The organism is Muricoccus vinaceus, assembly GCF_042433125.1.
Classification (GTDB): Bacteria; Pseudomonadota; Alphaproteobacteria; order Acetobacterales; family Acetobacteraceae; genus Roseomonas; species Roseomonas vinacea.
Genome location: NZ_JBHLVZ010000113.1, coordinates 18,611 through 44,257, shown reverse-complemented (window position 1 = coordinate 44,257; position 25,647 = coordinate 18,611). Strand labels below are relative to the sequence as shown.

Annotated in this window: 24 protein-coding genes; 7 read left to right on the top strand and 17 right to left on the bottom strand. The window is 72.7% G+C overall.

From position 1 onward, the window contains the following. Nucleotides 1-22: 22 nt before the first annotated feature. The 13 genes from puhE to bchF are packed head-to-tail and all read right to left on the bottom strand — an operon-like array spanning nt 23 to nt 14,502. Nucleotides 23-1,048 carry a putative photosynthetic complex assembly protein PuhE gene (gene puhE, locus ACFFIC_RS28430; protein ID WP_377056814.1) on the bottom strand — a complete coding sequence of 342 codons (1,026 nt, stop codon included), beginning with the start codon at nt 1,046-1,048 and terminating at the stop codon, nt 23-25. A gap of 2 nt (nt 1,049-1,050) precedes the next feature. Beyond that, on the bottom strand, nt 1,051-2,127 hold the full coding sequence (acsF, locus tag ACFFIC_RS28425) for a magnesium-protoporphyrin IX monomethyl ester (oxidative) cyclase (RefSeq protein WP_377056812.1): 1,077 nt from the start codon (nt 2,125-2,127) through the stop codon (nt 1,051-1,053). Next, on the bottom strand, nt 2,124-2,447 hold the full coding sequence (locus tag ACFFIC_RS28420) for a hypothetical protein (protein WP_377056810.1): 324 nt from the start codon (nt 2,445-2,447) through the stop codon (nt 2,124-2,126). The genes acsF and ACFFIC_RS28420 overlap by 4 nt, the downstream gene beginning before the upstream one ends. Next, on the bottom strand, nt 2,444-2,884 hold the full coding sequence (gene puhC / locus ACFFIC_RS28415; protein ID WP_377056808.1) for a photosynthetic complex assembly protein PuhC: 441 nt from the start codon (nt 2,882-2,884) through the stop codon (nt 2,444-2,446). Before puhC ends, ACFFIC_RS28420 begins: the two co-directional genes overlap by 4 nt. 7 nt (nt 2,885-2,891) lie before the next feature. After that, nucleotides 2,892-3,572 carry a photosynthetic complex putative assembly protein PuhB gene (gene puhB, locus ACFFIC_RS28410; protein WP_377056806.1) on the bottom strand — a complete coding sequence of 227 codons (681 nt, stop codon included), beginning with the start codon at nt 3,570-3,572 and terminating at the stop codon, nt 2,892-2,894. Beyond that, nucleotides 3,569-4,471, bottom strand: coding sequence for a photosynthetic reaction center subunit H (puhA, locus tag ACFFIC_RS28405; protein WP_377056805.1), 903 nt, complete (start codon nt 4,469-4,471; stop codon nt 3,569-3,571). Before puhA ends, puhB begins: the two co-directional genes overlap by 4 nt. A gap of 15 nt (nt 4,472-4,486) precedes the next feature. Further along, the gene (locus tag ACFFIC_RS28400; protein ID WP_377056804.1) at nt 4,487-5,911 is read right to left on the bottom strand and encodes a BCD family MFS transporter; all 1,425 of its coding nucleotides are present in this window, start codon (nt 5,909-5,911) and stop codon (nt 4,487-4,489) included. Continuing rightward, nucleotides 5,908-6,606, bottom strand: a complete 699-nt coding sequence (gene bchM, locus ACFFIC_RS28395; RefSeq protein WP_377056803.1) for a magnesium protoporphyrin IX methyltransferase — start codon at nt 6,604-6,606, stop codon at nt 5,908-5,910. Before bchM ends, ACFFIC_RS28400 begins: the two co-directional genes overlap by 4 nt. After that, complete coding sequence (gene bchL, locus ACFFIC_RS28390) at nt 6,606-7,529, bottom strand: ferredoxin:protochlorophyllide reductase (ATP-dependent) iron-sulfur ATP-binding protein (RefSeq protein ID WP_377056802.1); 924 nt, start codon at nt 7,527-7,529, stop codon at nt 6,606-6,608. The genes bchM and bchL overlap by 1 nt, the downstream gene beginning before the upstream one ends. Then, nucleotides 7,526-11,113 carry a magnesium chelatase subunit H gene (locus ACFFIC_RS28385; protein WP_377056801.1) on the bottom strand — a complete coding sequence of 1,196 codons (3,588 nt, stop codon included), beginning with the start codon at nt 11,111-11,113 and terminating at the stop codon, nt 7,526-7,528. The genes bchL and ACFFIC_RS28385 overlap by 4 nt, the downstream gene beginning before the upstream one ends. Beyond that, complete coding sequence (bchB, locus tag ACFFIC_RS28380) at nt 11,103-12,638, bottom strand: ferredoxin:protochlorophyllide reductase (ATP-dependent) subunit B (RefSeq protein WP_377056800.1); 1,536 nt, start codon at nt 12,636-12,638, stop codon at nt 11,103-11,105. The genes ACFFIC_RS28385 and bchB overlap by 11 nt, the downstream gene beginning before the upstream one ends. Nucleotides 12,639-12,640: 2 nt before the next feature. After that, nucleotides 12,641-13,930, bottom strand: coding sequence for a ferredoxin:protochlorophyllide reductase (ATP-dependent) subunit N (locus tag ACFFIC_RS28375; RefSeq protein ID WP_377056799.1), 1,290 nt, complete (start codon nt 13,928-13,930; stop codon nt 12,641-12,643). Beyond that, on the bottom strand, nt 13,927-14,502 hold the full coding sequence (gene bchF, locus ACFFIC_RS28370) for a 2-vinyl bacteriochlorophyllide hydratase (RefSeq protein ID WP_377056797.1): 576 nt from the start codon (nt 14,500-14,502) through the stop codon (nt 13,927-13,929). Before bchF ends, ACFFIC_RS28375 begins: the two co-directional genes overlap by 4 nt. Before the next feature lie 261 nt (nt 14,503-14,763). On the opposite strand from bchF, the gene ACFFIC_RS28365 reads away from it, so the two are divergent. The 6 genes from ACFFIC_RS28365 (at nt 14,764) to hemC (ending at nt 21,673) form a co-directional block, all read left to right on the top strand. Next, the gene (locus ACFFIC_RS28365) at nt 14,764-15,699 is read left to right on the top strand and encodes a cobalamin B12-binding domain-containing protein (RefSeq protein WP_377056795.1); all 936 of its coding nucleotides are present in this window, start codon (nt 14,764-14,766) and stop codon (nt 15,697-15,699) included. A 100-nt stretch (nt 15,700-15,799) separates the two neighbouring features. Then, nucleotides 15,800-17,230: a transcriptional regulator PpsR gene (gene ppsR / locus ACFFIC_RS28360; RefSeq protein WP_377056793.1), complete on the top strand. Its 1,431-nt coding sequence runs from the start codon at nt 15,800-15,802 to the stop codon at nt 17,228-17,230. Nucleotides 17,231-17,234: 4 nt separating this feature from the next. Further along, entirely contained in the window at nt 17,235-18,146 is a 912-nt protein-coding gene (gene chlG, locus ACFFIC_RS28355) for a chlorophyll synthase ChlG (RefSeq protein ID WP_377056791.1), read from the top strand. Then, the gene (locus ACFFIC_RS28350; RefSeq protein WP_377056789.1) at nt 18,143-19,456 is read left to right on the top strand and encodes a BCD family MFS transporter; all 1,314 of its coding nucleotides are present in this window, start codon (nt 18,143-18,145) and stop codon (nt 19,454-19,456) included. The genes chlG and ACFFIC_RS28350 overlap by 4 nt, the downstream gene beginning before the upstream one ends. Nucleotides 19,457-19,466: 10 nt before the next feature. Beyond that, the gene (locus ACFFIC_RS28345; RefSeq protein ID WP_377056787.1) at nt 19,467-20,648 is read left to right on the top strand and encodes a geranylgeranyl diphosphate reductase; all 1,182 of its coding nucleotides are present in this window, start codon (nt 19,467-19,469) and stop codon (nt 20,646-20,648) included. Then, a complete protein-coding gene (gene hemC, locus ACFFIC_RS28340; protein ID WP_377056785.1) occupies nt 20,648-21,673 on the top strand; it encodes a hydroxymethylbilane synthase in 1,026 nt (341 codons plus the stop codon). Before ACFFIC_RS28345 ends, hemC begins: the two co-directional genes overlap by 1 nt. 12 nt (nt 21,674-21,685) lie before the next feature. Here the strand turns inward: hemC and ACFFIC_RS28335 are convergent, their stop codons facing one another. Both ACFFIC_RS28335 and ACFFIC_RS28330 read right to left on the bottom strand, forming a co-directional pair. Then, complete coding sequence (locus ACFFIC_RS28335; RefSeq protein WP_377056783.1) at nt 21,686-21,919, bottom strand: hypothetical protein; 234 nt, start codon at nt 21,917-21,919, stop codon at nt 21,686-21,688. A gap of 35 nt (nt 21,920-21,954) precedes the next feature. Beyond that, nucleotides 21,955-22,485 (bottom strand): TspO/MBR family protein, encoded by a 531-nt coding sequence (locus ACFFIC_RS28330; protein WP_377056781.1) that lies wholly within the window; start codon nt 22,483-22,485, stop codon nt 21,955-21,957. A 155-nt stretch (nt 22,486-22,640) separates the two neighbouring features. Between ACFFIC_RS28330 and ACFFIC_RS28325 the strand changes: the two genes are divergently transcribed. Further along, nucleotides 22,641-23,078 (top strand): c-type cytochrome, encoded by a 438-nt coding sequence (locus tag ACFFIC_RS28325; RefSeq protein WP_377056779.1) that lies wholly within the window; start codon nt 22,641-22,643, stop codon nt 23,076-23,078. 80 nt (nt 23,079-23,158) lie between these two features. Here ACFFIC_RS28325 and ACFFIC_RS28320 read toward each other — a convergent pair whose 3' ends face one another. Beyond that, nucleotides 23,159-24,100: a carotenoid 1,2-hydratase gene (locus ACFFIC_RS28320; protein WP_377056777.1), complete on the bottom strand. Its 942-nt coding sequence runs from the start codon at nt 24,098-24,100 to the stop codon at nt 23,159-23,161. Then, the gene (gene crtD, locus ACFFIC_RS28315) at nt 24,097-25,584 is read right to left on the bottom strand and encodes a 1-hydroxycarotenoid 3,4-desaturase CrtD (protein ID WP_377056938.1); all 1,488 of its coding nucleotides are present in this window, start codon (nt 25,582-25,584) and stop codon (nt 24,097-24,099) included. The genes ACFFIC_RS28320 and crtD overlap by 4 nt, the downstream gene beginning before the upstream one ends. Nucleotides 25,585-25,647 lie beyond the last annotated feature (63 nt).

The window sequence follows — 25,647 nt, the reverse complement described above, 5'->3', positions numbered from 1 at the left end:
CCTCTTCGCCGCGTTGTTGTTCCTACGCGGCGGTGCAGGCCTCGAAGGCCGCGCGCAGGCGCGCCCCGTCCACCCGCCCCACCGCGAAGACCCGTTGCGCGCCGTCGTCGCGCGGCGCCATGGCGGCCAGGCTGGGCCGGCCGCCGGCGACGTCGAAGCGCACCCATCCGTTGCCCGCGCGGGCCTCGCCCTGCAGGCGGTCCACGCGGCCGAAGCTGCCGTGGGCCACGGCCTGCAGCAGCCGCTCCAACCCGCTCGGGTCGCAGCTTCCCTCCAGCTCCGTGCTCCAGGCGCGGGAGCGGAAGCCCCAGCCCCAGAGGGCCGTGGCCGGGAGGGGCACCACCATCAGCAGGTGTTCCAGCGCTCCCAGCGCGGCCAAGGTGCCGAGCAGCGTGCAGGCGGTGGCGCGGAAGGGGTCGGCGCCCGGCGCGAAGGCCTGCGCCAGCAGCAGCGTCGCCGTGGCGGTGGCGGCGATCAGCGAAACCGGGAGCAGCGCGTTGGAGGATGCAGCGCCGAAATAGCTGCCGAGATAGCGCATGTGGTCCGGCAGGAACTCGGCGTTGCGGTTGCGCACGCCGAGGAAGAGGTTGAGCTTCGCGCTGACCCGCATGCCCCAGAGCACCGCCACGGTGGCGGGGCCGACCTGGTTGGGAGCGTCCCAGGTGAGCGCCGCGGAACCGGCGGCGACCAGAAGGATCGCGACCTCGTGGTGCAGCAGGGCGAGGGTGGCGCGGCGGAAGCGCGGCCAGCCGCGCAGCCCCGCCGGGCAGGGCCGGCGCTCCGGCCCCGTAAGGAAGCCGGTGAGGAAGGTCAGCTCCAGCCAGCCCCAGGCCAGCAGCCCGCCGCAGAAGGCCAGCACGGCGCCGGCGGGTGTGGCGTCCCGCGCCGTCGCGTGCAGGCTCCAGGCCGAGAGCGCCAGCACGGCGGTGGCGGCGACCAGCGTCACGCGGAAGGTCTCGCGGCGCATGCCGTCGAGGTAGAGGATCGCGCCCGTGGTGAACCACCACAGGAACAGCGCCAGCGCCGCGGGGAGGAGGTGCTCGGCCATGGCTACCAGGCGGGGGAGAGCCGGACGTCGGCGGCCGGCGTCCCGCGCCGGGGCTTGCGCAGGTAGAGGCGCGCGAAGGCGGCGGCCGCGGCGGCGGAGAGGCCCGCGCGACGCGCCTTGCCGAGGAGGCCGGGCTGCGCCTTGGCGATGCCGATGCGGTCGCTGATCCGGCGGAGGCGCTCCAGCCCGGCGAGGAACCCGGGGTGCTCCACGTCCAGCGTGTCCGGGAAGATCTGGCGGCAGATCTCCTCGGTGATGCGGAACACCGTCATGTCGTATTCGGCGGGCGTCATGCCGAGCGCCTGGTGGAAGGCGGGGCGGGCATGGTCGCGCACGTACATCGTGGCGAACACCGCGAGCTGGAAGAAGCGCGCCCAGTGCCTGTTGCGGCCGGCGACCAAGTGGGGGTTGGCGCGCACCAGCAGCGCGAAGGCCTCGCCGTGGCGGAACTCGTCGTTGCACCATTTCTCGAACCACAGGAAGATCGGGTGGAAGCGAAGCTCCGGGTGGCGCTCGAACTGGCGGAAGATGGTGATGTAGCGGGCGTAGCCGATCTTCTCGGAAAGGTAGGTGGCGTAGAAGATGAACTTCGGCGTGAAGTAGTGGTACTTCTTCGCCCGCGTCAGGAAGCCGAGGTCCACGCCGACGCCGAGATCCTTCAGCGTGTCGTTGATGAAGCCGGCATGGCGGGCCTCGTCCCGGCTCATGTAGCCGAACAGCGCCTTCATGTCTGGGTTGGTGACGCGCTTCCTGATCTCCGCGTAGAGCACGCATCCCGAGAACTCGGCGGTGACGGAGCTGACGAGGAAGTCCAGCAGCTCCTTCTGCAGACCGGGCGGCAGCGCCTCCATGCGGAAGCTGTCGAAGGCCTCGTTGCGGGTGAAGTGGCCCTTGTTGGGGTCGCGCCGGAACTCCTCCATCAGCGCGTCCCATTGTGCCCGCACCGGCTCCACGTCGATGCGGTCCATCGCGGCGAAGTCGGTGGTGTAGAAGCGGGGCGCGAGGACGGTGTCCTTCACGGCCTCCCGGGTGGTCCCGTTCAGGGAGCGGGCGGCCTGGTTCTGCGTCACGGCGTTCACGGGGCATGCTCCTTCGCTTCGAAGCCGCAGTGGTAAAGCTCGGTCAGCTCGAACAGGGCCGCGGCCATCGTCCAGTTGCGCTCGGCCCAGCCGGCACGGTGGACGGTGGCGCGGCAGCGCAGGGTGGCCACCATGCCGTCCGGGATGGAGGAGGGCGCGCCGTGCACCACCACGCGGTCGCCGGGGCGCAGCTCCACGCCCTCGGGGATGGCGTGGGCGTGCAGGCTGTTGAAGCTGCGCTCGATCTCGACGGTGCAGGGCACCTCGATGCTGCGCGAGCCCGACAGGCGCCAGAGGAGAGGCGGGGCGTCGTTGCTCATGGCTGGTCCTCCCGGGCGGTCAGGAGCCGCGCGAAAGCCCCTGCATTGGTGGCGCCGAAGGCCCGCAGGTCCAGCCGCCGGCCCGTGGCGGCGTCCTCCAGGGTCAGGCGCCCGTCGATGTATTCGGTGAGGTGGAAGGGCGCGGCGATGGGGGCGTCCCCCCGCCGGCGCTCCCGCGCGAGGCCCCGCAGCGCCCCGCGGACGAAGCCGTTCGTGCCGGGCGGCAGGATCGCGACCAGCGCGCCCGCGGGATCGTGCACGGCCACCGCGCCGTCGTCCCGGTCGGTGAACAGGAGGTCGCGGGCCATGGCGACGGGCGTCCGCGGCGCGGGGTCGGGCACGGACCAGAGGCGCGCCGTAGCGGCGCCTGCCATGGTGAGGCCGAGCAGCAGCACGAGGCCGATGAAGGGGCCGTGGAGGGAGGCGCGCTGTGCCATGGCCGCCTCAGGCCGCCGCCACGGCGGGGCCGGCGGAACCCGCCTTCGTGGCTCCCGCGGCGGCAAGGGAGGGGACGGGCTGGGCGGCCTGCGCGGCCAGGGCGCGCGACAACAGGGTGGCGGCCGCGCGGGCATCGGGGACCGAGCGGAGCATCGGCTCGGGCCGGGCGAAGCGCCAGGGCCGCGCGTGCGGCCAGAGCGCCACCCAGGAGATGCGGTGTGGCGGCAGCACCGAGAGCATGATGTCTCCCGCGCCGTTCGGTTGGATCTTCGCGCCCGCGCTGGCCACGACGTCGAAGGGGATGTTCAGCGTCATCGGAAGGGCGATCCCGACGCGCATCACCAAGCGGCGGTCCGTGAGGGTGTAAAGGGTGGAGCGCGCCGAAAGCACGGCGACGGCGGCGAGGATCGCGATCGGCGCCGCGCCGATCAGGAGCGTGAGGGAGCCGCCGCCGAAAGCCGAGACGATGCCCGCGCCCTCCGAGAGCGTGGTGCCCGCGCGGAAGGCGGCAAGGACGGCGAAATAGGCCGCGAGGCCCCGCAGGTGAAAGGCACGGCGGGCCAGGAGGCGCCAGTCCGGCGCTCCCTGCCAGAGGATGGTTTCGCCGGGGGGCAGGGCCTCGGGCAGGCCGGGGATGGGCTCGCCCTCGTGTTCCCGGACCTCCGGGCGGATCGCGGCGGGCCTCACAGCACGGGTCCGAAGCGGCCGGGGGTGGCGTAGATGTGGCCGCCGGCGAAGTAGCCGGAGATGCGGTCCTCCTCGCGGAGCGTGATCACGTCGGGGCTCGCGATGCCGGGCGCGGCGGCTAGGTGGTGCGAGAGGACGGACTTGATGCGGATGCGGCGGCGCTCGGGATCGATGCGGACGAGCTGCATGGGGACCAGCACGCGGCGGGAGCCGGTGCTCAGCGCGTCCTCGATCGGCACGGCCTTCGGGGTGGCGGGCTGGCCGCCCGCGCCGGGGGCGATGGGCATGGTGGGCACGAGTTCCGCGCGGTCGGCCACGGGCGGCACGACGGGCCATTCGCGGGGGGCGGCGACGGTGACCTCGAGGTAGCGGACGAAGGTTTCGGAGCGGTCCACCCAAGCCTCGTTCACCACGCCGGCCATGACGCCGTCGGCGGTGAAGACCTCCATGCCGCGGGGGTCCGGGTCTTCGGGAGCGAGGTAGTAACCCGGCGCGGCGCGAAGCGGCACGATCTTGGGCAGCATCTGGTCGAAGGTGAGGTCGGGTTCCTCCGCGCGCTGGGCGTAGGAGGCGGGGCCGACGCCGTCGCGCATGGGGTCGCCCAGCGGCTCCATCGGCGCGCCCGGCCAGCGCGCGGCGGGTTCCATGATGCCCGTGAGGTCGCGCTCCGTGCGCGGCACGATCTCGGGCCCGACATGGGGCAGGATGAAGACCTTGGGGCTGGGGATGGAGGGCCAGCCCTGGACCTTCACATGCGGGCTGCGGTCGGAGACGAGCGGGTAGCCGTCCCTCTTGTCCTCGCGGCGGAGCCAGACGACGAGCCCCGCGAAGAAGGGGAAAAAGGCGTAGAGCACCAGCTCCGCGACATCGAAGGTGCTGGTGAAGGCGGCGGTGGGCATGGGGTTCCCTTCCGTTCAGGCCTGGCCGGGCGCGGCGGTGCCGAGCCCGGTGCTGGTTGCCGCGCGCCGTGCGGCCCCGGCGGCGTGCTGCGCCAGGGGACCGAGGGCGGCGAGGGTGGCGAAGAGCAGCGCGATCTCGATCAGGTAGACGGCGCCGTAGGGCGTGGCGGGGCTGGCCAGGGCCTCGCCCAGGGCGCCGGCCGTGGCCGGGCGCATGAGGAGGTCCCGCAGCAGGCCGCCGAGGGCGATGGCGAAGCCCGCGGCCGTGGCCTGGGCCGCGCCCCAGGCGCCAAGGGCCAGGCCGGCCTGCCCGGCCGGCGCGAGCTGCATGCAGGCGGTGAGCGTGGCGTGGGCAAAGAGGCCGCCGCCGAAGCCGATCAGGGCGACGCCGCCCGCGAAGACGGCGGCGGAGGCAGCGGGCGCGGCGGCGATCACGGCGGTGAAGGCGACGATGCCCGCCAGCAACCCGGATGCGGCGACCCGGTGCGCCTCCACCCCCCGGCCGATGGCGCGCGCGGCCAGCACGAAACCGAGGATCCCGGCACCGGCGACCAGCGCCGTCAGCAGGGTGGTGGAGGAAACGGACAGGCCGAGGATTTCGGCGCCATAGGGTTCAAGCAGGATGTCCTGCATGGAGAAGGCGGCCGTGCCGAGGCCGGTGGCCACGAGCCGGCGCGTCCAGGGACCTTGCGTGCGCAGGGCGCGCCAGCTCTCGCGGAAGCCTGGCGTGTCGCCGCGGCGTCCACCGGGAACACGGCTCTCCTGCCGCCAAAGGGCGATGCAGTTGAGCACCATGGTGGCCAGCGCCGTGCCCTGGATCACCTGGATCAGGCGGATCTGGGAAAAGTCGCGCAGCGCGGCGCCGAGCCCCAGCGCCGCGCCAACCATGCCCAGCATCAGCATGACCGAGAGCAGCGCGGCCACGTGCGGCAGGGCGCGGGGCGGAGCGAGGTCGGCGGCGAGCGCGAGGCCCACGGTCTGCACCGTGTGCAGGCCGGCCCCCACCAGGAGGAAGGCAGCGGCGGCGGCGAGCTGGCCGATCCAGGCGGGCCCGTCCGTGTCGCCGGACAGGAGGATGAGGGCGAAGGGCATGATGGAAAGGCCGCCGAACTGCAGCAGCGTGCCCATCCAGAGATAGGGAACCCGGCGCCAGCCCAGCGCGGAGCGGTGATGGTCCGAGCGGAAGCCGATCAGCGCGCGAAGCGGGGCGAAGACCAGCGGAAGCGCGACCATGGCCGCGACGAGGCCGGCGGCGACGCCCAGCTCCACGATCATCACCCGGTTCAGCGTGCCGATCATGAGCACCGCCGACATGCCGACCGTGACCTGGAACAGGGAAAGCCGGAGTAGGCGGCCGAGCGGAAGCTCGGCGGTCGTGGCGTCGGCGAAGGGCAGCAGCCCCGGGCCAAGTCGCATCCAGGCCTGCGCGAGGCGGCTCACCGCCGCAGCTCCATGGCCTGGGAGATGTAGAAGCCCGTGCTGACGCGGCGGCCAGAACCGGGCTGCCAGCCCGCCAGCGCGGCTTCGCCGCCGATGCGGCGGCGGAGGGTTGCCTCGCGCACCGGCTCCACCGCCGGCGCGCGGTCCGCGCGGGGAAAGAGGCGCCCGGCGGCGTGCATGACCGCGAGAGCCGGGTTCCAGGGCGCGAAGGTGAAGAGGATGGATCGCCCGGTGCGCGGCGCGAAGGCGGCGAGCGCGCGGACCGCGTCGGCGGCGTGGTAATGGATCAGGCTGTCCATGGCGACGACGTGGTCGAACGCGCCGAGATCGGCCGAGAGCATGTCGCCCACATGGAAGGCAACCCGGGTGGCTCCGGGCATGCCGGCGGCGCGTTCCCGCGCGAGGCCGACGAGGGTGGGGGAGAGGTCGGTCGCGACCACGGTCGCGCCGCGCGCGGCGGCCTCGAGGGCGAGTGCCCCGGTGCCACAGCCGGCATCGAGAATGCGCGCCCCGAGAAGGTTCACCGGCAGCAGCGAAAGGAGATGGGCGCGCATGGCGTCCCGCCCCGCACGGACCGTGGCGCGGATGCGGCCAACGGGAGCATCCGAGGTCAGGCGCATCCAGGCCTGGACGGCCGTGCGGTCGAAGTAGGTCTCGAGTTCGCCGCGGCGACGGCTGTAGGTGGTGTCGCTCATCAGTCGAAGCCCAGCAGGTCGAAGATGTCCCGGTCCCTGAGCGGCGTCGGCGCCACGCCCGGCCCATCGGCGCCGGCCCAGAGGCGGGCGGCGAGGCGGAGGTATTCCTCCTTCACCGTGGCAAGCGCGGGGGTGTCGTCCATCTCGAACAGGGTGGCCTTCTTGAGGCGGGAGCGGCGGATATCGTCGAGGTCGGGGAAATGGGCGAGAACGTCGAGGCCGACGCGGCCGTTGAAGCGGTCCACCTGTTCCCGGCCCTCGCTGCGGTTGACGATCACGCCGCCCATCCGCACCGGGTAGTTCCTGGACTTGGCCAGGATGGCCGCGACAATGCGGTTCATGGCGAAGATGCTGTCGAAGTCGTTCGCCGTGACGATCAGCGCGCGGTCGGCATGCTGGAGGGGAGCCGCGAAGCCGCCGCAGACGACGTCGCCGAGGACGTCGAAGATCACGACGTCCGTGTCCTCCAGCAGGTGGTGCTCCTTCAGCAGCTTGACGGTCTGGCCGACGACATAGCCGCCGCATCCCGTGCCGGCGGGCGGGCCGCCGGCCTCGACGCACATGACGCCGTTGTAGCCGGGGAAGACGAAGTCCTCGGCGCGCAGCTCCTCGGAATGGAACTCCACCGTCTCCAACACGTCGATCACGGTGGGCACCAGGCACTTGGTCAGGGTGAAGGTGCTGTCGTGCTTGGGGTCGCAGCCGATCTGGAGCACGCGCTTGCCGAGCTTGGAGAAGGCGACCGAAAGGTTGGAGGAGGTGGTGCTCTTCCCGATGCCGCCCTTGCCGTAGACGGCGAAGACCTTCGCGTTGCCGATGCGCAGCGCGGGGTCGGGCTTCACCTGCACGCTCCCCTCCCCGTCCGGGCGTGGCAAGGCGCCACGGATGTGGCTGGTCCGGGTGATCGTGGGCGCTTCGCTCATGCCGCCAGCTCCGCGCCGATGCCCTCGATCCGGTCCTCGAGCTGCTCGCCGGCCTGGCGGAGGCGCTCGATCACATCGGGGCTGGGTTGCCAGTATCGCCGCTCATGCGCCTCGATCAGGCGGTTCGCGATGCGGGACGACGCGGCGGGGTTCAGCGCCGCCAGGCGCTCGCGCATTTCCGGGTCCAGCATGAAGGTCTGCGCGGCGTGCTGGTACACCCAGGGGGCAACCGCGCCGGTGGTCGCCGACCAGCCCATGGTGTTGGTCACCTGGGCCTCGATGTGGCGTACGCCCTCCGCACCATGGGCGAGCATGGCCTCGTACCACTTGGGGTTCAGCGTGCGGGTTCGGCTCTCGATCGCGACCTGCTCCGAGATCGTGCGCACCGAGCCTTCCCCGCGCGTCTGGTCGCCGATGTAGACGTCCGCGTCCTGGCCACGGGCGCGGCTGACGGCGCGGCTGATGCCGCCGAGCGTGTCGAAGTAATGGTCCACCGTGGTGATGCCGAGCTCCACGGAGTCGAGGTTCTGATAGGTGGCCTCGACACTGGAGAGAGCGTGGCCGAGAACGGTGCCGGCCGGCTTCGCGCGGCCGTCGACGCCATAGGCGAAGCCCTTGCGGCGGAGATACGTGTCGGCGAGCTCGTCTTCGCCCTCCCATCCGCCATTCTCCAGCAGGTGGTTCACGTTGGCGCCATAAGCGCCTTCCGCGTTGCCGAAGACGCGGAGCGCGGCGCCTTCCATCGTGCCACCGTTCACCGCGACAAAGGCGAGGGCATGGGCGCGGACATGGTTGAGCCCGGGGGGTTCATCGGCCATCGCCGCCAGCAGCGCGGCCTCGGCCAGCAGGCGGGTTTGCAGCGGGAGCAGATCGCGGAAGATGCCGGACAGGGTGACCACCACGTCGATGCGGGGGCGGCCCAGCCTCTCCAACGGAACAAGGCTCGCGCCGCAGAGGCGGCCGTAGCTGTCGTGGCGGGGTTCGGCGCCCATGAGCCACAGCGCCTGGGCGATGGGGCCACCCTCCGTCTTGAGGTTGTCAGTGCCCCAGAGAACAACGGCGATGGTCTCGGGCAGGGTGCCGCGCTCGGCGAGGTGGCGGGCCAACAGGCGCTCGGCCTGGCGGGCACCGTCCTGAACGGCGAAGGCGCTGGGCAGGCGGAAAGGGTCGAAGCCGTGCAGGTTGCGCCCCGTGGGAAGGACCTCCGGCGTGCGAAGGAGGTCGCCTCCGGGGGCAGGGCGGATGTAGCGGCCGTCCAGGGCGCGGATGAGGGCGGGCGTTTCGTGGTCGATGGCGAGAAGCGCGTCGAGCGCGGCCCGTCGCCCGGGGTCGGTCACGCCAGCCGCGTCGAGCGTCGCGGAGCGCTGTCCGGCATCGGGCGGCTGGCCAACGATGTGCAGGCCGTGCGGGATGAGCGTGTATTCGAGCTCCAGCAGGGCGGCGCCGAGTTGCAGGATCTCCGCGTCCACCGCATCCGCCTGCCAAGCGGGCTCGGCCGGCACGAGGTCCACGGCCGCGGCCTGGGCCTGGATGAGAGCGCCGAGATCGGTGCGGCCGCAGGTGTCCGGTCCAAGGCTGCGCCAGCGGTCGAGCGAGGCCTTGAGGTCCAGCAGGCCACGGTAAAGGCCGGCGCTGGCGACGGGCGGGGTCAGGTGGCTGACCAGGGTGGCATTGGCGCGGCGCTTGGCCAGCGCGCCCTCGGAAGGATTGTTGGAGGCGTAGAGATAGACGTTGGGCAGGTCGCCGATCAGACGGTCGGGCCAGCAGGCGGCGGACAGGCCGGCCTGCTTGCCCGGCATGAACTCGAGCGCGCCGTGTGTGCCGAAATGGAGCACGGCGTCGGCGCGGAAGTCCTCGCGCAGCCAGCGGTAGAAGGCAGAGAAGGCGTGGGTGGGGGCGAAGCCTTGCTCGAAGAGCAGGCGCATCGGATCGCCCTCGTAGCCGAAGGCGGGCTGGACGCCGACGAAGACGTTGCCGAAATGCGCCCCGAGGACGAGGAGGTTGGCGCCATCGCTGTTGTGGCGCCCGGGCGCCGGGCCCCACTGGCGCTCGATCTCCGCCAGGTGGGGCTCGCGGCGGACATGCGCGTCCGCGGGGATCTTCGCGGCGACGTTGGCGAGGGTGCCGTGCCGGGCCGCGTTGCCATCGAGGATGGCGTGGCGGAGATCCGCGGGGGTTTCGGGAAGGGCGACGTCGTAGCCGGCCTGCTTCATCGCACGCAGCGTGTTGTGCAGGGAGGCGAAGACCGAAAGATAGGCGGCGGTGCCGACGCTGCCGGCATTGGGCGGGAAATTGAAGAGCACGATGCCGACGCGGCGCCCGGCGCGGGCGCTGCGGCGGAGCGTGACCAGCTTCAGGACGCGGGCGGCCAGCGTCGCGGCGCGTTCCGGATGCGCCGCCATGTCGCGGCGGCCGTTGCCGGGCGCCGCGGAGGAGCGGCCGCCGAAGGTCATCGGGCCGGTGGCGCCGTCCAGTTCCGGGATGGCGACCATCATCGTGGCTTCCACCGGAGTGAGGCCCCGCGCATCGCCGCTCCACTGCTCGATGGTCTGGAACTCGAGGGGGTGGGCGGCGAGATAGGGGACGTCGAGCGAGGCGAGCGCTTCCTCGGCCGCGCGGGCATCGTTGTAGGCCGGGCCGCCCACAAGGGAGAAGCCGGTGAGCGAGACGACGGCATCGACGCAGGCGGTGCCGTTGCGGCGGAAAAAGCGGTCGATCGCCGGGCGCTGGTCCAGCCCGCTCGCGAAGGCGGGGATGACCCGGAGGCCGCGCGCTTCGAGCGCCTCGATCACGCCGTCATAGTGGGCGGCGTTTCCGGCGAGGGCATAGGCGCGCATGATGAGCAGGCCCACGGTGCCGGCGGCACCGGCTGCCGGAAGATCCTGCGCGCGCTCCGTGATGCGGCGAAGGGCGCGGGGGTGGTAAAGGCCGACCTCGGGGTAGTGGATCGGAGGCGCGGCGCGCAGCGTGTTGGCCGGCAGGGCGCGCGGGCCGGCGGCGTAGCGCTGCACCAGCATCCGGAGCAGGCTGGCCAGGTTCTCCTCGGAGCCGGCGAGCCAGTATTGCAACGCGAGGAAGTAGGCGCGGACATCCTGCGCGGCGCCGGGGATGAAGCGGAGCAGGCGCGGCAGCTCGCGCAGCATCCGCATCTGCTTCTGGCCGGAGGAAACACCGCCCCCCCTGCCCTTGCCGCCGCGCAGGCGCCTGAGCAGGGCCAGGGGGCCGTGCGCCTCACCGCTCATGCTGAAGCGGCCGAGGCGGGTCAGGCGCATGACCTCGCCGGCGGAGAGCATGCAGAGCATGGCGTCGCACTGGTCGTGCCGCGCGGCGAGGGCGGGGAGGACGGGGCGGATGTGGTCCTCCATGAAGAGCATGGTGGCGACCACGATGTCGGCGCGGGCGATGTCGCCGGTGCAGAGGGCGAGGGCCGCGGGGTCTTCCGCCCATTCATCGGCGGAATGGACGTCGAGGCGGAGGCCCGGCAGCTCGCGGTGCAGGCCCGCCTGGGCCGCGGCGGCGGCGCCCGCCAGGTGGCTGTCCATCGTCACGACGACGACCCGGATGGGGATGGCGCTAGCGGGCATAATGGGCCTTCGCGTCATAGAGCGCCTCCACCGTGATGCTGGACAGGCCACGTTCACGCGCGAAGGCCTCGGTGTTGCGCCGGGCCTTTCCGCGCACGAAGAAGGGGATCCGCTGCAGCTCGCGCTCGGCGCCGGCGGCCCAGGCGACGGCATCCGGCGCGACCGTCGCGCGCGGCGTCGCCGCGTGGCCGAGATGCGAGGGAGCGGTGTCGTTGAATTCGAAGTCGTCGCGGAACATCGCGACGAGGTGTTCCTCCAGGCCCATCATGAGCGGGTGGACCCAGGTGTCGAAGATGACGTTCGCGCCCTCGAAGCCCATCTGCGGCGAGAAGCGGGCGGGAAAATCCTGCACGTGGACGGGCGCGGAGATGACGGCGCAGGGAATGCCGTGCTTCTTCGCGACGTGGCGCTCCATCTGCGTGCCCAGGACGAGTTCGGGGCGGAGGTCCGCGACCTTGGCTTCCACCTCGAGGTAGTCATCGGTGACCAGCGCCGCGCAGCCCAGCCGCGCGGCCGCATCGCGGATGTCGCGGGCGAACTCGCAGGAATAGGTGCCCAGGCAGACAACCTCGAGGCCGAGCTCCTCCGCCGCGATGCGGCCGGCCGCGATGGCGTGGGTGGCGTCACCGAAGATGAAGACCCGCTTGCCCGTGAGATAGGTCGAGTCGACGGAGCGCGAGTACCACGGGAGGCGCGAGGATTCCCGGTCCAGCAGCGGCGCCGCGTCGATGCCGGCGAGCGCGGCGACTTCCGCGATGAAGTCCCGCGTGGCGCCGACCCCGATGGGAACGACCCTTGTTGCGGGCTGGGCGAAGCTGCGCGACAGCCAGGCGGCGGCCAGCCCCGCTGTTTCCGGGTAGAGGACGACGTTGAAGTCGGCCTCGCCGAGGCGGGCGAGATCGGCAGGGGCGGCGCCCTCCGGGGCCGTGACGAGAACCTCGACGCCCATGCGGGCGAGAAGGGCGCGGACCTCGCGGAGGTCGTCCCGGTGGCGGAAGCCCAGGGCCGTGGGACCGAGGATGTTGCAGCGGGGCGGCTGGTGGGGGGCGCGCGGCGCGCGGGCGGTGCCGGGCGGCGGGACGCTGGGGCCGGCCATGGCGCGGACGAGCTGGTAGAAGGTCTCGGCGGCGCCCCAGTTCTCCTTCTTCTGGTAGGAGGGAAGCTCCACGGCGATCACGGGGATCGGCAGGCCGAGAGCGCGTGCGAGGCCGCCGGGATCGTCCTGGATGAGCTCGGCGGTGCAGGAGGCGCCGACGAGGAGGGCCTGGGGCCGGAAGCGCTCGACCGCCTCGCGCGCGGCGGTCTTGAAGAGTTCGGCGGTGTCGCCGCCGAGGTCGCGGGCCTGGAAGGTCGTGTAGGTGACGGGCGGGCGGCGGTCGCGCCGCTCGATCATCGTGAAGAGCAGGTCCGCATAGGTGTCGCCCTGGGGCGCGTGGAGGACGTAGTGCAGGCCCTCCATCGCCGTTGCGACGCGCATGGCGCCCACATGGGGCGGTCCCTCATAGGTCCAGACGGCGAGCTTCATCGTCAGACCTCCAGCTTCGCGCGGCGCGTGAGCGGGCGGGAGAAGAGGGCGGCCAGGTCGCCGGCCTGCTCGTAGCCCTGGATGGGCGTGAAGACGAGCTCGATGGACCACTTGGTGGCCGTTCCCTCGGCCTCCAGCGGATTGGCGAGGCCGAGCCCGCAGACGACGAGGTCGGGGCGGGCGGCGCGGCAACGGTCGAGCTGGCGGTCGAGGTGCTGGCCCTCGCTGAGCGAGGTGCCCTCGGGAAGCAGCGCGAGCTCTTCCGCCAGGTGCTCGCGGTGGAGGTAGGGGGAGCCGACCTCGCTGAGTTCCATGCCCAGCTCGCGCGACAGGAAGCGGGCGAGCGGGACTTCGAGCTGGGAGTCCGGGAAGAAGAAGATCCGGCGCCCGGCGAGGCGCTCGCGGTGGCGGGCGACCGCCTCCCTGGCGCGGGCCTCCCCCGCGTCGGTGGCGGCTGCGAAGCGGGCGGGGGGCACGCCGAAGGCCTCCGCTGCGGCGCGCAGCCACAGGGTCGTGCCCTCGGCGCCGAGTGGGAAGGGCGCGGGAAGGCGGCGGGCGCCGCGCCCGGCCAGGGTGCGGGCGGTTTCCGCCAGGAACGGCTGGGCCAGCAGCATGAGGGTGTTGGGCCCGACCGGGGCGAGTTCGCCCGCGCGGCGGGGCGGCAGGAAATGGACGCGGGCGATGCCCATGGCGTCCAGGAGGCGCCGCATCTGGTCCTCGACCACCTCGGCCATGGCGCCCACCACGAGCAGGGAGGGCGGCGCCGTGGCGGGCTCCGCCGGCATCACCGGCACCAGGGCGGCGAGGCAGGCGTCCTCGCCCTGGGTGAAGGTCGTCTCGATTCCGCTGCCCGAGTAGTTCAGCACCCGGACGTCGGGGTGGATGCGGCGCGACAGGCGCTGGGCGGCACGGGAAAGGTCGAGCTTGATGACCTCGGACGGGCAGGATCCGACGAGAAAGAGAAGGCGGATGTCGGGGCGCCGCTCCAGCAGGCGCGCCACCACGCGGTCCAGTTCCTCATTCGCGTCGGCAAGGCCGGCGAGGTCGCGCTCCTCGATGATGGCGGTCGCGAAGCGTGGTTCCGCGAAGATCATGACACCGGCGGCGGACTGGATGAGGTGCGCGCAGGTGCGGCTGCCAACGACCAGAAAGAAAGCGTCCTGGATCTTGCGGTGGAGCCAGACGATGCCGGTGAGGCCGCAGAAGACCTCGCGCTGCCCGCGCTCCCGCAGGACGGACGCCACCGTGCAGCCGGCATCGCCGGCACGGGGGGCGGCTGAGAGGGCGTTCACCTTGCGGCCCCGAACCGGGTGTCGTGCCGGGCAGCCTGCAGGCGGGCAGCGCGCAGCTTCACCAGGAACTGGGCGGCGTTGATGACGTAGGCGGCGTAGGCGAGCAGCGCGAGGAGGAGTTGGGCGCGCGGGCTGCCCCATCCGGCCGCGACAGCCGCCAGATAGGCGGTGTGCAGCGCAAGAACGAGAATGCTGAAGGCGTCTTCCCAGAAGAAGGCGGGAGCGAAGAGATAGCGGCCGAAGACCTGCTTTTCCCAGATCGCGCCGGTGACCATGATCGCATAGAGCGTGAGCGTCTTGAGGACGACGGAGGCCGTGGCGGCCGCGAGGCCTTCGCCGGTGGCGAGCGTGTGGAGCACGAGGGTGAGGCTGACGAGGAAGACGAGGAACTGGACGGGGGCAAGCACGCCCTGGACGGTTGTCCAGCCCGAGGCGTCGCGGCGCCGCCTTTCCTCGGCGGTGTAGAGCGGGCGGGGCGGCGCGTCCCGCAGGGCACGGCGGCCTGCAACGGTCCCCCACGGGCAGCAGTCGAAGCGGCCGACGAAGCGGTCGATGAGGCTGGAGGCACTCATTTCTTGACAAGCTCCCCTTGCGGCGGGCCGGCTATCGCCCGGTGTCGTCACGGCCGTGTCCGGGCGCGGTCCTTTCGGAAGAGTTCCCGGTTTCAGCGCGTGTTTGGCGGGGCCGATCCCGTTTCCTGGTTCGAGGCCGCTCTGGTGGCGGCCTTGTTCCCGAACGGTAGAAGGCCGCGAAACTGAATGTCAATGGAGATTGACGTCATCTGAAGTTGACAGTGACGGCTGAGCGCATTAATCGGTCGGGGGGGAACGGACATGGGTGAAAAGCCAATGGAACCGGGCACAGCAGAGATCGCCGGGAAAACCGGCGGCGGCCGGCACCACGCTCCGGACGATGCGGCGTTTTACGCCTCCGACACGGAAGCAGGGGAAGCGCCCGCCCGCGGCGTGGTTCGCGACGCGGCCGTTGCGCTCGGCCAGCGGCTGGTCCTGCTGGCGCGCACGATCGAGACGGAGGTGGTGCCGCGGCTCGTGCTCGTGCACCGGGCGCCGCCTTCGCTTTCCCGGGCGCGCACGCCGCCGGTCCGTGCCAAGGACATCACGCGCCTGGCGGCGAGCCTCCTGGCCCATGACACGGAGGCCGCCGCCGCCCGGGTCGAGGAGGTGCGCAGCCGTGGCGCGACGCTGGAGCATGTCAGCCTGGACCTCATGGCCCCGGTCGCGCGGCGGCTGGGCGAGATGTGGGCGGACGACGACTGCACCTATACGGACGTGACGCTCGGCGTCTGGCGGCTGCAACAGTTGCTGCGCGGCCTGAGCCCGGTGTTCCAGCCGCAATCGGATCCGGCGCGCGGCGAGCATCGCCGCGCCCTCATCGTCGCGATGCCGGGGGAGGACCATTCCTTCGGCACCGACATCGTGGCCGGCCTTCTCCGCCTTTCCGGCTGGGAGGTGTGCAACGAGCCCGCGGCGACGGGCGGGGAGCTTTCGCGCCGCGTCCGGCGCGAGCGCTTCGCCATTGTCGGCCTTTCCGCCGGCTGCTCCGACGACCTGACGGCCATGGCCGCGCTGATCGCGGGCATCCGGCGCGCGGCTGGGGGCCAGGCGATCGGCGTGATGGTGGGCGGATACGTCTTCACGCAGCAGCCGCAGGGCGCGCTGCGCGTGGGCGCCGACGCGGTTGCCCTCGATGCCCGCCATGCGGTCCGCCAAGCGGAAAGCCTCCTGGGCCTTCTCGGGGCGGGGCACTGAGCAGGCCCGGGCGGATGGCCGCGGGAAATCGGCTGCAGGCATTGGGGCCTGGAAGAAGTGGAGCTATGGGGAGCGTTTGAATTGAGGGAACCTGTCTCACGTGAAGCTGTTCAAGACAGCAAGGAAGTCGCTGGGAGGGCTCGACGCCAAGGCGATCGGCACCCTTCTCGCGACGGCCGCTGACATCACCCTGATTCTGGATGCAACCGGCGTGGTCCGCGACATGGCCATCGGAAACGACGCACTGGCCGCCGACCTCGGCGACGTCAGCGGCTGGCCGGGGCGACCCTGGATCGACACGGTGATGACCGACAGCCGCCCCAAGGTGGAGGCCCTGCTGCACGACGCCAGGTCGGGCGAGGCAACGCGGTGGCGGCACGTGAACCAGCGGACGGTGGCGGAGGCGGCCCTGCCCGTGCTCTACAGCACCCTTCTGCTCGATGGCGACGGCCGCGTCGCGGTGATCGGCCGCGACCAGCGCCTCGTATCATCCCTGCACCAGCGCCTGATCGACACGCAGCACTCGATGGAGCGGGAATATGCCCGCCTGCGCCATGCGGAGGCGCGCTACCGCGTGCTGTTCCAGCTTTCCGCCGAGGCGGTCGCAATCATCGACGCGATCAGCCACGCGGTGGTCGAGGCCAACCCGGCGGCCGAGCAGCTTTGTGGCGGCAAGTCCTTGGCAGGCCAGTCCCTGCTGGACAGCTTCCATGGGGCTGACGCGGCCGCGGTGGGCTCCATGCTCGCGGAGGTGCGCTTCGCCGGGCGGACCAGCCAGGTGCAGGCGCGGCTCGGGGTGGGTTCCGCCCAGATGCTGACGGTCTCCGCCTCCCCCTTCCGCCAGGACAGGGCGGCGCTGCTGCTCGTTCGGCTGCTGCCGGGTGAGGGCGCCGGCCGGGCCGCCGCCATGCAGCCCTCCCGCGCCGGCATGCTGCGCTTCGCCGAGGATGCGCCCGACGCGATGGTGGTGACGGGGCAGGACGGCCGGGTGATCTCGGCCAACGCCGCCTTCCTGGAACTGGCGCAGCTGGACGCCGAGGAACAGGCGGCGGGCCAGCCGCTGGAGCGGTGGCTCGGCCGGCCCGGGCTCGAATTCGAGGTGTTGGTGGCGACGCTGCGCACCCGCGGCGCCGTCCGCCTCTTCGGCACGACATTGCAGGGCGAGCACGGCACCGCGGTGGAGGTGGAGGTTTCCGCCGTGCCGCTCGCGCATCGTGGGAACCTGGGCTACGGCTTTGCCATCCGCGATGTCGGGGCGCGGCTCGCCCCAAGGGCGGCCGGGGGCCCTCCCCTGCCCCGCCCCGTGGAGCAGCTGACGGAACTGGTCGGCCGGGTTCCCCTCAAGGAGCTGGTCCGCGAGACCACCGACGTCATCGAGCGCATGGCGATCGAGGCGGCCCTTCAGCTGACGGACGACAACCGCGCGCAGGCGGCCGAAATGCTCGGCCTGTCGCGCCAGAGCCTCTACGTGAAGCTCCGCCGCTACGGGCTGGGCAGCGACGGTGACGGCGACGGCGACGGCGAGGACTGATCCGATGGGCGACGCGCTCCTCACCGCCCCTGTTTCCCGGCGCCTGCCGGAGGCCGGCGCGGTGCTGGAGTTGCTGAAGCCCCTCACCTGGTTTCCGCCCTGCTTCGCCTTTGGCTGCGGCATCGTCTCGGCTGGCGCGCAGCCGGCGGATCGCTGGCCGCCCGCGCTGCTGGGGCTGCTGCTGGCAGGGCCGCTGGTCTGCGGCATGAGCCAGGCGGTGAACGACTGGTTCGACCGCCATGTGGACGCGGTGAACGAGCCAGGGCGGCCGATCCCCTCCGGCCGGGTGCCCGGGCGGTGGGGGCTCTGGATCGCGTCCGCCTGGACCGTGCTGTCCCTCGCCGTCGCGGCCGCGCTGGGCGCGTGGGGCTTCGCCGCGGGGGTGGCGGGGATCGCGCTGGCCTGGGCCTACAGCGCACCGCCGCTGCGGCTCAAGCGGAACGGCTGGTGGGGGAACCTCGCCTGCGCCGCCTGCTACGAGGGGCTGCCCTGGGTCACGGCGGCGGCCATCATGGCCGGCGGGGCGCCCTCGGCCGCGACGCTCGCGATCGCCGGGCTCTACAGCCTCGGCGCCCACGGCATCATGACGCTGAACGACTTCAAGTCGATCGAGGGCGACCGGCGCTTCGGCATCCACACCCTGCCGGTGCAACTCGGGCCGGCACGGGCGGCGCGGGCCGCCTGCCTGTTCATGGCGGCGCCGCAGGTGGCGGTGGCCGGGCTGCTGCTGTTCTGGGGAGCGGCCTGGCAGGGCGTGGTGGTGGCCGTTCTGCTCGCCGCCCAGGTGGTGCTGATGCGGCGGATGCTGGGCGATCCGCGCGGGCTGGCACCCTGGTACAACGGCACGGGCGTGACCCTTTACGTCGCGGGGATGATGGCCGCGGCGCTGGCGCTCCGGGCGGGAGCGGGGGCGTGACCCCCGGCCCCGCCGCGCCCTTGCTGGGGTGGTGGGGCATCGTCCGCCTCGGGCTGGTGCAGGCGGCGCTGGGCGCGGTGGTGGTGTTGACCACCTCCGCCATCAACCGCGTGATGGTCATCGAGCTTGCGCTGCCGGCGGCGCTGCCGGGGTTCCTGGTGGGGCTGCACCACGCCGTGCAGATGATGCGGCCCCGGATGGGCCACGGCTCCGACCAGGGCGGGCGCCGGACGCCCTGGATCGCCGGGGGCATGGCGCTCCTGGCCCTCGGCGGTGTGGGTGCGGCGGGCGCCACGGCGCTGATGCACGCGAGCGTCCTGGCCGGGACCGTGGCGGCGGTGGCGGCCTTTCTGATGATCGGGCTCGGGGTGGGATCGGCGGGAACCTCCCTGCTGGCGCTGCTGGCGGCGCGGACGGCGCCGCAGCGGCGCCCGGCGGCGGCGTCGGTGGTCTGGATCATGATGATCGCGGGCTTCGTGGCCACCACGGCGGGCGCGGGGCGGCTGCTCGATCCCTATTCGCCGGGGCGGCTGGTCGCTGTCTCGGCCCTGGTTTCGGCGCTGGCCTTTCTTGTTGCCCTGTTGGCGGTCCGGGGCATGGAGCCCGCCGCCGCGCCGCCGGGTGCCGCGTTGCCGGCCGCGGCGAAGCCCGCCTTCTACGAGGCGCTGACGCAGGTGTGGGCGGAGCCGGAGGCGCGGCGGTTCACGGTCTTTGTCTTTGTTTCCATGCTCGCCTATTCCGCGCAGGACCTGATCCTGGAGCCCTTCGCGGGCGCGGTGTTCGGGCTTTCGCTGGGCGAGACCACGCGGCTTTCCTCGGTGCAGCACGCGGGGGTGCTGGCGGGCATGGTGATGGTCGCGCTGGTCGGTGGCCGCTTCGAGGGACCGCCGCGCGGCCTGACCGTGGGCGGATGCGTGGCCGCGGCGGCGGGGATGCTGGTGCTGGTGGCGGCGCCCTTCGCGGGGGCAGGCTTCCCGATCGGGCCCGCCTGCTTCCTGCTGGGGCTGGCGAACGGGGTTTTCGCGGCCTCGGCCATCGCCTCGATGATGCAACTGGCCGGCCAGGGACGCGCATCGCGCGAGGGCGTGCGGCTGGGTCTCTGGGGGGCGGCGCAGTCCATCGCCTTTGCCCTGGGCGGGCTGGCGGGAACGCTGGGCGTGGATGCGGCCCGCTGGGCGCTGGGCTCGGCGCCCCTGGCCTATGCCGTCGTCTTCGCGGCCGACGCGGCGCTGTTCCTCGGCTCGGCGCTGCTGGCCGCCGGGATCGGCCGCGCCACCGGTCGCCGCGGGCTGGCGCCCGCTCATGGTTGAGGAGGGACAGATGGACCCGACCTTTGACGTGGTGGTGGTGGGCGGCGGACCGGCCGGCGCCACGGCGGCCGACGACCTGGCCCGGCGTGGGCGATCCGTGGTGCTGCTGGACCGGGCCGGGCGGATCAAGCCCTGCGGCGGCGCGGTTCCTCCCCGTGCCATTCGGGATTTCGCCATTCCCGACCACCTGATCGTGGCGCGCATCCGCTCCGCCCGGATCGTGGCGCCTTCCGGCCGTCAGGTGCCGATGCCGATCGAGGGGGATGGCTATGTCGGCATGGTGGATCGCGAGGCCTTCGACGAATGGCTGCGCGGGCGCGCCGCCGGCGCCGGGGCGGCGCGCCGCACGGGGCGGTTCGAGCGGGTGTCGCGCGACACGGACGGCATGGCCGTGGTGGAGTTCACGCCGCCCGACGGCACCCTGGCGCGGCTTCGCGCGCGGAGCGTGGTCGGCGCGGATGGCGCGCTCTCGGCGGTCGGCAGGCAGTGCGTGCCGGAGACGCGCAGGACGCCGCTCGTTTCCGCTTACCACGAGATCGTCCGCGTGCGCCCGGGCACGCCGGATTACGACGGCGCCCGCTGCGACGTGCATTACGACGGGCGGCTTTCGCCGGACTTCTATGCCTGGGTCTTCCCGCATGGCGACACCGCGAGCATCGGCACCGGCTCCGCGCGCAAGGGCTATGCGCCGCGCGAGGCCGTGGCCGCGCTTCGCCGCAGGATCGGCCTGGAGGGTGCGGAAACGGTTCGAAGGGAGGGTGCGCCGATTCCGATGCGCCCCCACCGGCGCTGGGACAACGGACGCGATGTTGTGCTGGCGGGCGACGCCGCGGGCGTGGTCGCGCCCGCATCCGGCGAGGGAATCTACTATGCCATGCTCGGTGGCCGGCTGGCGGCGGACGCCGTGGAGGCGCTTCTCGCGACGGGCGACGCGCGCGCGCTGGCCGGCGCGCGAAAGCGCTTCATGCGCGAGCACGGCCGCGTCTTCCTGATCCTCGGGATCATGCAATGGTTCTGGTACCGCAGCGACTGGACCCGGGAGCGCTTCGTGAAGATGTGCGGCGACCCCGACGTGCAGCGGCTGACCTGGGAGTCCTACATGAACAAGGAACTGGTGCGCGCGAAGCCGGTGGCGCACGTGAAGATCTTCTTCAAGGACCTGGCCCATCTTCTGGGCCTGGCGCGAGCCTGATGGACACCCTGGCCCCCTTGCGGCATGCCGTCGCCCGACCTGCCCCGCCCGATGGCGCGATGGTCCACCGGCACGGGCGCGCCCTGCCGCTGCGCGTGGGCACGCGCGGTTCGCCGCTGGCTTTGTGGCAGACGCGCGACTTCATCGCGCTGATCACACGCTTCTGCCCGGTGCTGCGCCACTTCGAGGCCTTCCGCGAGGAGGTCATCGCCACCACGGGGGACCTCGTGCAGGACCGGCCGCTGGCTGAGATCGGCGGCAAGGGACTTTTCGCGAAGGAGATCCACGAGGCGCTGCTGGACCGGCGCGTGGACTTTGCCGTGCACAGCCTGAAGGACCTGGAAACGCAGTTGCCGCCCGGCATCGTGCTGGCCTGCGTCCTGCGGCGGGAGGACAACCGTGACGCGCTGGTTCTGGGCGAGGGATGCGGCGGCGCTGCGGAGGCGGATCCATGGGCCTGCCTGCCGCGCGGCGCGCTGGTCGGCAGCGCCTCCGTCCGGCGGCAGGCGCAGCTTCTGCACGCGCGGCCGGACCTGCGGGTGCGGCCGATCCGCGGCAACGTGCAGACACGGCTGGCGCAGGTCGCGGGCGGGCGGTTCTCGTCCTCCCTCCTGGCGCTCGCCGGGCTGCGGCGGCTGGGGCTCGAGGATCGCGCGGGCGTGGTGATCGGCACGGACGCCATGCTGCCGGCCGCCTGCCAGGGCATCGTCGGCGTCACCTGCCGCGCGGACGACGTGGAGCTGCATGAGCTGCTCGGCGCGATCGAGGACCAGGAGTCCCGCGCCGTCGCCACCGCGGAGCGCGCCCTGCTCGGCGCGCTCGACGGATCCTGCCGGACACCCGTGGGCGGCCATGCGCGGCGGCTGGCGGACGGGCGGTTGCAGGTGGAGGGGCTGATCGCGCGCGCCGATGGCACCTTCCTTCTCCGGCGGTCCCTCACCGGCACCTCGGACGATGCCGCGGCGCTTGGCCGGGCATTGGGCGAAAGCCTCTGGCGAGACGCTCCGGCCGATGTTCTCGGCTGAAGGACGGGCGGTTCACCCGCGCCTCCAGCGCACCGCGAGATCAAGGACGTGGGCGACGCCGGACAGCGCGAGGCAGGCCGCGATCCAACCCCACCACGCCCCGGTCAGGGCAAGGCGGAGGGCGAGCAGCATGGCCGCCCCCGCCGCCAGGAAGGGCCAGCAATTCCCTGGCGAGGACCGGCCGGCGCGGCGCCGGGCCGCCAGCCACAGGCCCTCGGCCAGCATCAGCGCCAGCAGCAGATCCACGATCCGCCCGCTGGCAAAGAGGGACTGGAGCAGGCTCAGCGGCCGAAGGGCCGGTTGAGTTGCACGATCTTGAGGTTCAGCGCCGAGGCGAAGGTCACCCAGGCCAGGTAGGGCGAGAGCATCCACCCCGCGAGGCGGGAGCGCCGGCCGCAGGACACGATCAGGCCCAGGATCGAGAGCCAGAGCGCGACGACCTCCGCCAGCGCCCAGTCGGGGCGGCGCAGGCGGAAGAACAGGACGCTCCAGGCGATGTTCAGCGCGCCGTTGGTGGCGAAGGCCGCCAGGAGGCCGCGGCGCCCGGCGGGATCCGGTGTCGCGCGCCAGGTGCGGACGGCGGCGGCGGCGGTGAGCGCGAAGATGATCGTCCAGGCCGGGGCGAAGAGCCAGTTCGGCGGCTGCCAGGACGGCTTGCGGAGCGAGACGTACCAGGGGCCGATCTCGGTCGCGAGCCCGCCGGCGAGCCCCACCCCGACCGCCGCGGCGCTGGCAACCATGACGGGCCGGCGGTCCTTACGGTAGGCATGGGGGTACCGGCTCTCCGCCGGGCTGCCCGTTTTGTTCTTCATTCCGTCGCCTCGTTCGGTTGTGCCGCTCGCCTACCAAGTTTTTTAACCACACCCAGGTTGCGGGGCGTGGCCGCGCTCAGGCGCAGCGCCATGCTTCGGCCACGCCGGTCGGGCAACCGGGGCTCGGCTTCGTCCAGGACAAAGGATCCGCAAGAATGACTCGCCTTCCGCTTATCGCAGGTTCGCTGCTCCTCGGCCTGACGGCCCTTCCGCTCGGAGGCGCCCAGGCGCAGGACGTCGCGGCCGGGCAGCGCGTGTTCGGCCAGTGCCGGGCCTGCCACATCGTCGATGCCACCGACCGCAACGGGGTGGGGCCGAACCTGTATGGGGTGGTGGGCCGCCGGGCCGCATCCCGCGAGAGCTTCACGCGCTATTCCGCGAACCTCAAGCAGCTGGGCGGAGAGGGGTACACCTGGACGGAAGAGAACCTGCGCGCCTATCTCGCCAACCCCAAGGCGGTCGCCCCGCAGGGCAGCATGGCCTTTCCGGGCCTTCGCCAGGAGCAGCAGCTCACCGACGTGATCGCCTACCTGAAGTCCGCTTCGGCCGCCGCCCCGGCCGGCGCGGCACCGGCCGCACCCGCCGGCGGCTGAACCATCCCCGGGCCGCCGGGGCGCGCTGCTCGTGCGCCCCGGTTCGCGCCGCTCGTCGCGCACGGCGCAGCGCCCTGGAACTACCGCCTGGCCCGGGGCACCCGGAAGGGCAGCATGGCCTGCACGATGGGCATGCGGAAGCGGTCCAGCGACAGGCTCTCGTGCACCGCCATCCGTTCCATCCCAAGCAGTCGCGTGGAAAGAACGGAGCGGGCGTAGAAGGGCGTGTCCTCAAGCGTTCCGGCAAGCCGCGCCTCGCTCTCCGAGCGGGTGCGGCGGGGCATGCGCCAGATGCGGGTGGGTGGAAGCGCGACCGGTTCCGGCGCCGGCACCTCGGCCACCTCGCCCGATGGCGAGGTTTGCAGCGCCAGGCAGCGCCGGCTCCCGTCGCGCCGCAGCGCCTCGTAGAGGATGGCGGTGCCGTCCGGCCCGGGCGCACGGCACCAGTCCCATTCGACGAAGTCCCGCTCCAGCGGAGCATCGCCCTCGTTGGTGTCGAAATAGGCCGCCCCCGACCAGCGGAGGGCAGGCCGTTCCAGCTCCACCTCCACGCGCGCGACGGCCGCGAGGGGAGACCACCGGTGGCAGCCCCGGGGGTCCAGGTGGAAGGCCCGGCGGTTCAGCGCGGCCGGAAGAACGCGCAGCGTCCCGCGCAGGCGGGATGGGATGGGCGCCGCGACCTCGTTGATCCGGATCATCAGGGCGGTGCCGTCCCATTCCAGGCTGCTGGGGCCGATGGAAAGGTGTTGCGCATCGCGTTGCACCGCCCGGCGCGGGCGCTCCGTCATCGCCCAGCGCCGCTTCGTGCCGTAAAGCGCGACGTTCACCGCGGCGTGGTTCAGCGGGTCGGCCAGGAGGCCGCGGCGCCGGGCCAGCGCGTACCAAGGCGAGAAGACGCTGCCGAGGAAGGCGATGACCGTGATCCCGTGCAGGCCGTCGTCGCTGAGGGCGTCCATGTACCACCAGGCATAGCCGCCAGGCGCGACGGGGCGGCCGAAGTCCAGACCGTCGAGGGGCGTCACCGGGCCTTGCCCCCCGCCGCCCTGTCCGACAGCAGGCTCGCGGCCGCCAGCCGGCCGGACATCGCGGCCATGGGCACCCCCGCCCCCGGATGCGTGCTGCCCCCCGCCAGGTAGAGGCCCGGCAGGGCCGTCCGGGCACCCGGCCGGCTGAAGCTCGCCGCCCAGCCATGCGGCGGCGCCCCGTAGAGCGCCCCGCCCGTGCCCGGGAAGCGGCTCGCCCAGCCGGCCGGGGTCGTCACCGTGCAGCCGCTGCGCCGCAGCGTGAGGCCGCAGCGCTCCATCAGGCCAAAGGCGGCTGTCTCGCACGGTGCGATCTCCGAGGGGGGAAATGGGTTCGCATCGCCGGTCGGCGGCGCGTTCACCAACACCAGCAGGCGCTCCGGCCCCGCGGGCGGCGCAGCGTCGTCGCCTCGGTCCTGGGCACAGACATAGACGGTCGGGGCGGCGGGCAGGCGCGCGCGCCCGAGGAGGTCCTGGAACTCGGCGGCGTAATCGGCGGAGAAGAACACGGTGTGGCGGGCCAGCGGAAAGCCCCCGGCCTCCGCCACCATGGCCCAGGTCACGGCGGAAAGGGAGCGCCCGCCCGGGCGCGGCACGGCCCGGGCCGCGCCCGCGCCGAACAGGCCGGCCGAGAGCGCCGCGGCATCGGCATTGGCGACCACGGCATTCGCCGGGACCGCCTCGCCGTTTAACAGCCGGACCCCGGCGGCGCGGCCGCCCCGCACGGTCACCTCCGCCACCTCGGCGCCGTAGCGGAAGGTGGCGCCCTCCGCCTCGGCCAGCGCGGCCAGTGCGGCGGCGATGCGGTGCATGCCGCCTTTCACGAGCCAGACGCCCTCCTGTTCCACATGGGCGATCAGCATCAGCGTCGCGGGCGCCAGGAAGGGGGATGCGCCGACATAGGTGGCATAGCGGCCGAAGAGCTGTCGCAGGCGTGGATCGGTGAAGTGCTCGCCCAGCGCCTTCCACAGCGTCGTGAAGGGAGCGATGCGCCAGAGCCCGCCCAGGCCCGACAGGCCCGCGGAGGCGGCGAGGGAAAGCGGGGTGGGGCGCATCCCCCGGATGAAGGGGCCCTCCAGCGTACGGTATGTGCTGCGCGCGCGCGCGCAGAACTCGCGGAAGCCGCGCGCCTCGGCGGGACCGGCGAAGGCGGCGATCGCCTCGGCCGTGCGCGCAGGTCCGGCGAAGAGATCGAGGCGCTCGGCGGCGCTCCAGGCATGGCGGGCCAGCACATCGGCGCGCGCGAGGGTGACGTGGGAATCGAGCGCGGTGCCGAGCGCCTCGAACAGCTCGTCGAACACCCAGCGCATGGTGAAGACCGTCGGCCCGGCATCCAGGCGGCGACCACCGACATGCTCCTCGCGCAGCTTGCCGCCGGGGGCGGCCGCGCGTTCCAGCACCGTGACCGCGAGGCCCTGCCGCGCGAGCAGCGCGGCGGCCGAGAGCCCGCCGATCCCTGCCCCGATCACCGCGACGCGATCCACCAAGCCACCGATCCTTGTTGACCACGCCGTCAATACAGATTGACACTCATATTGACAACTCGT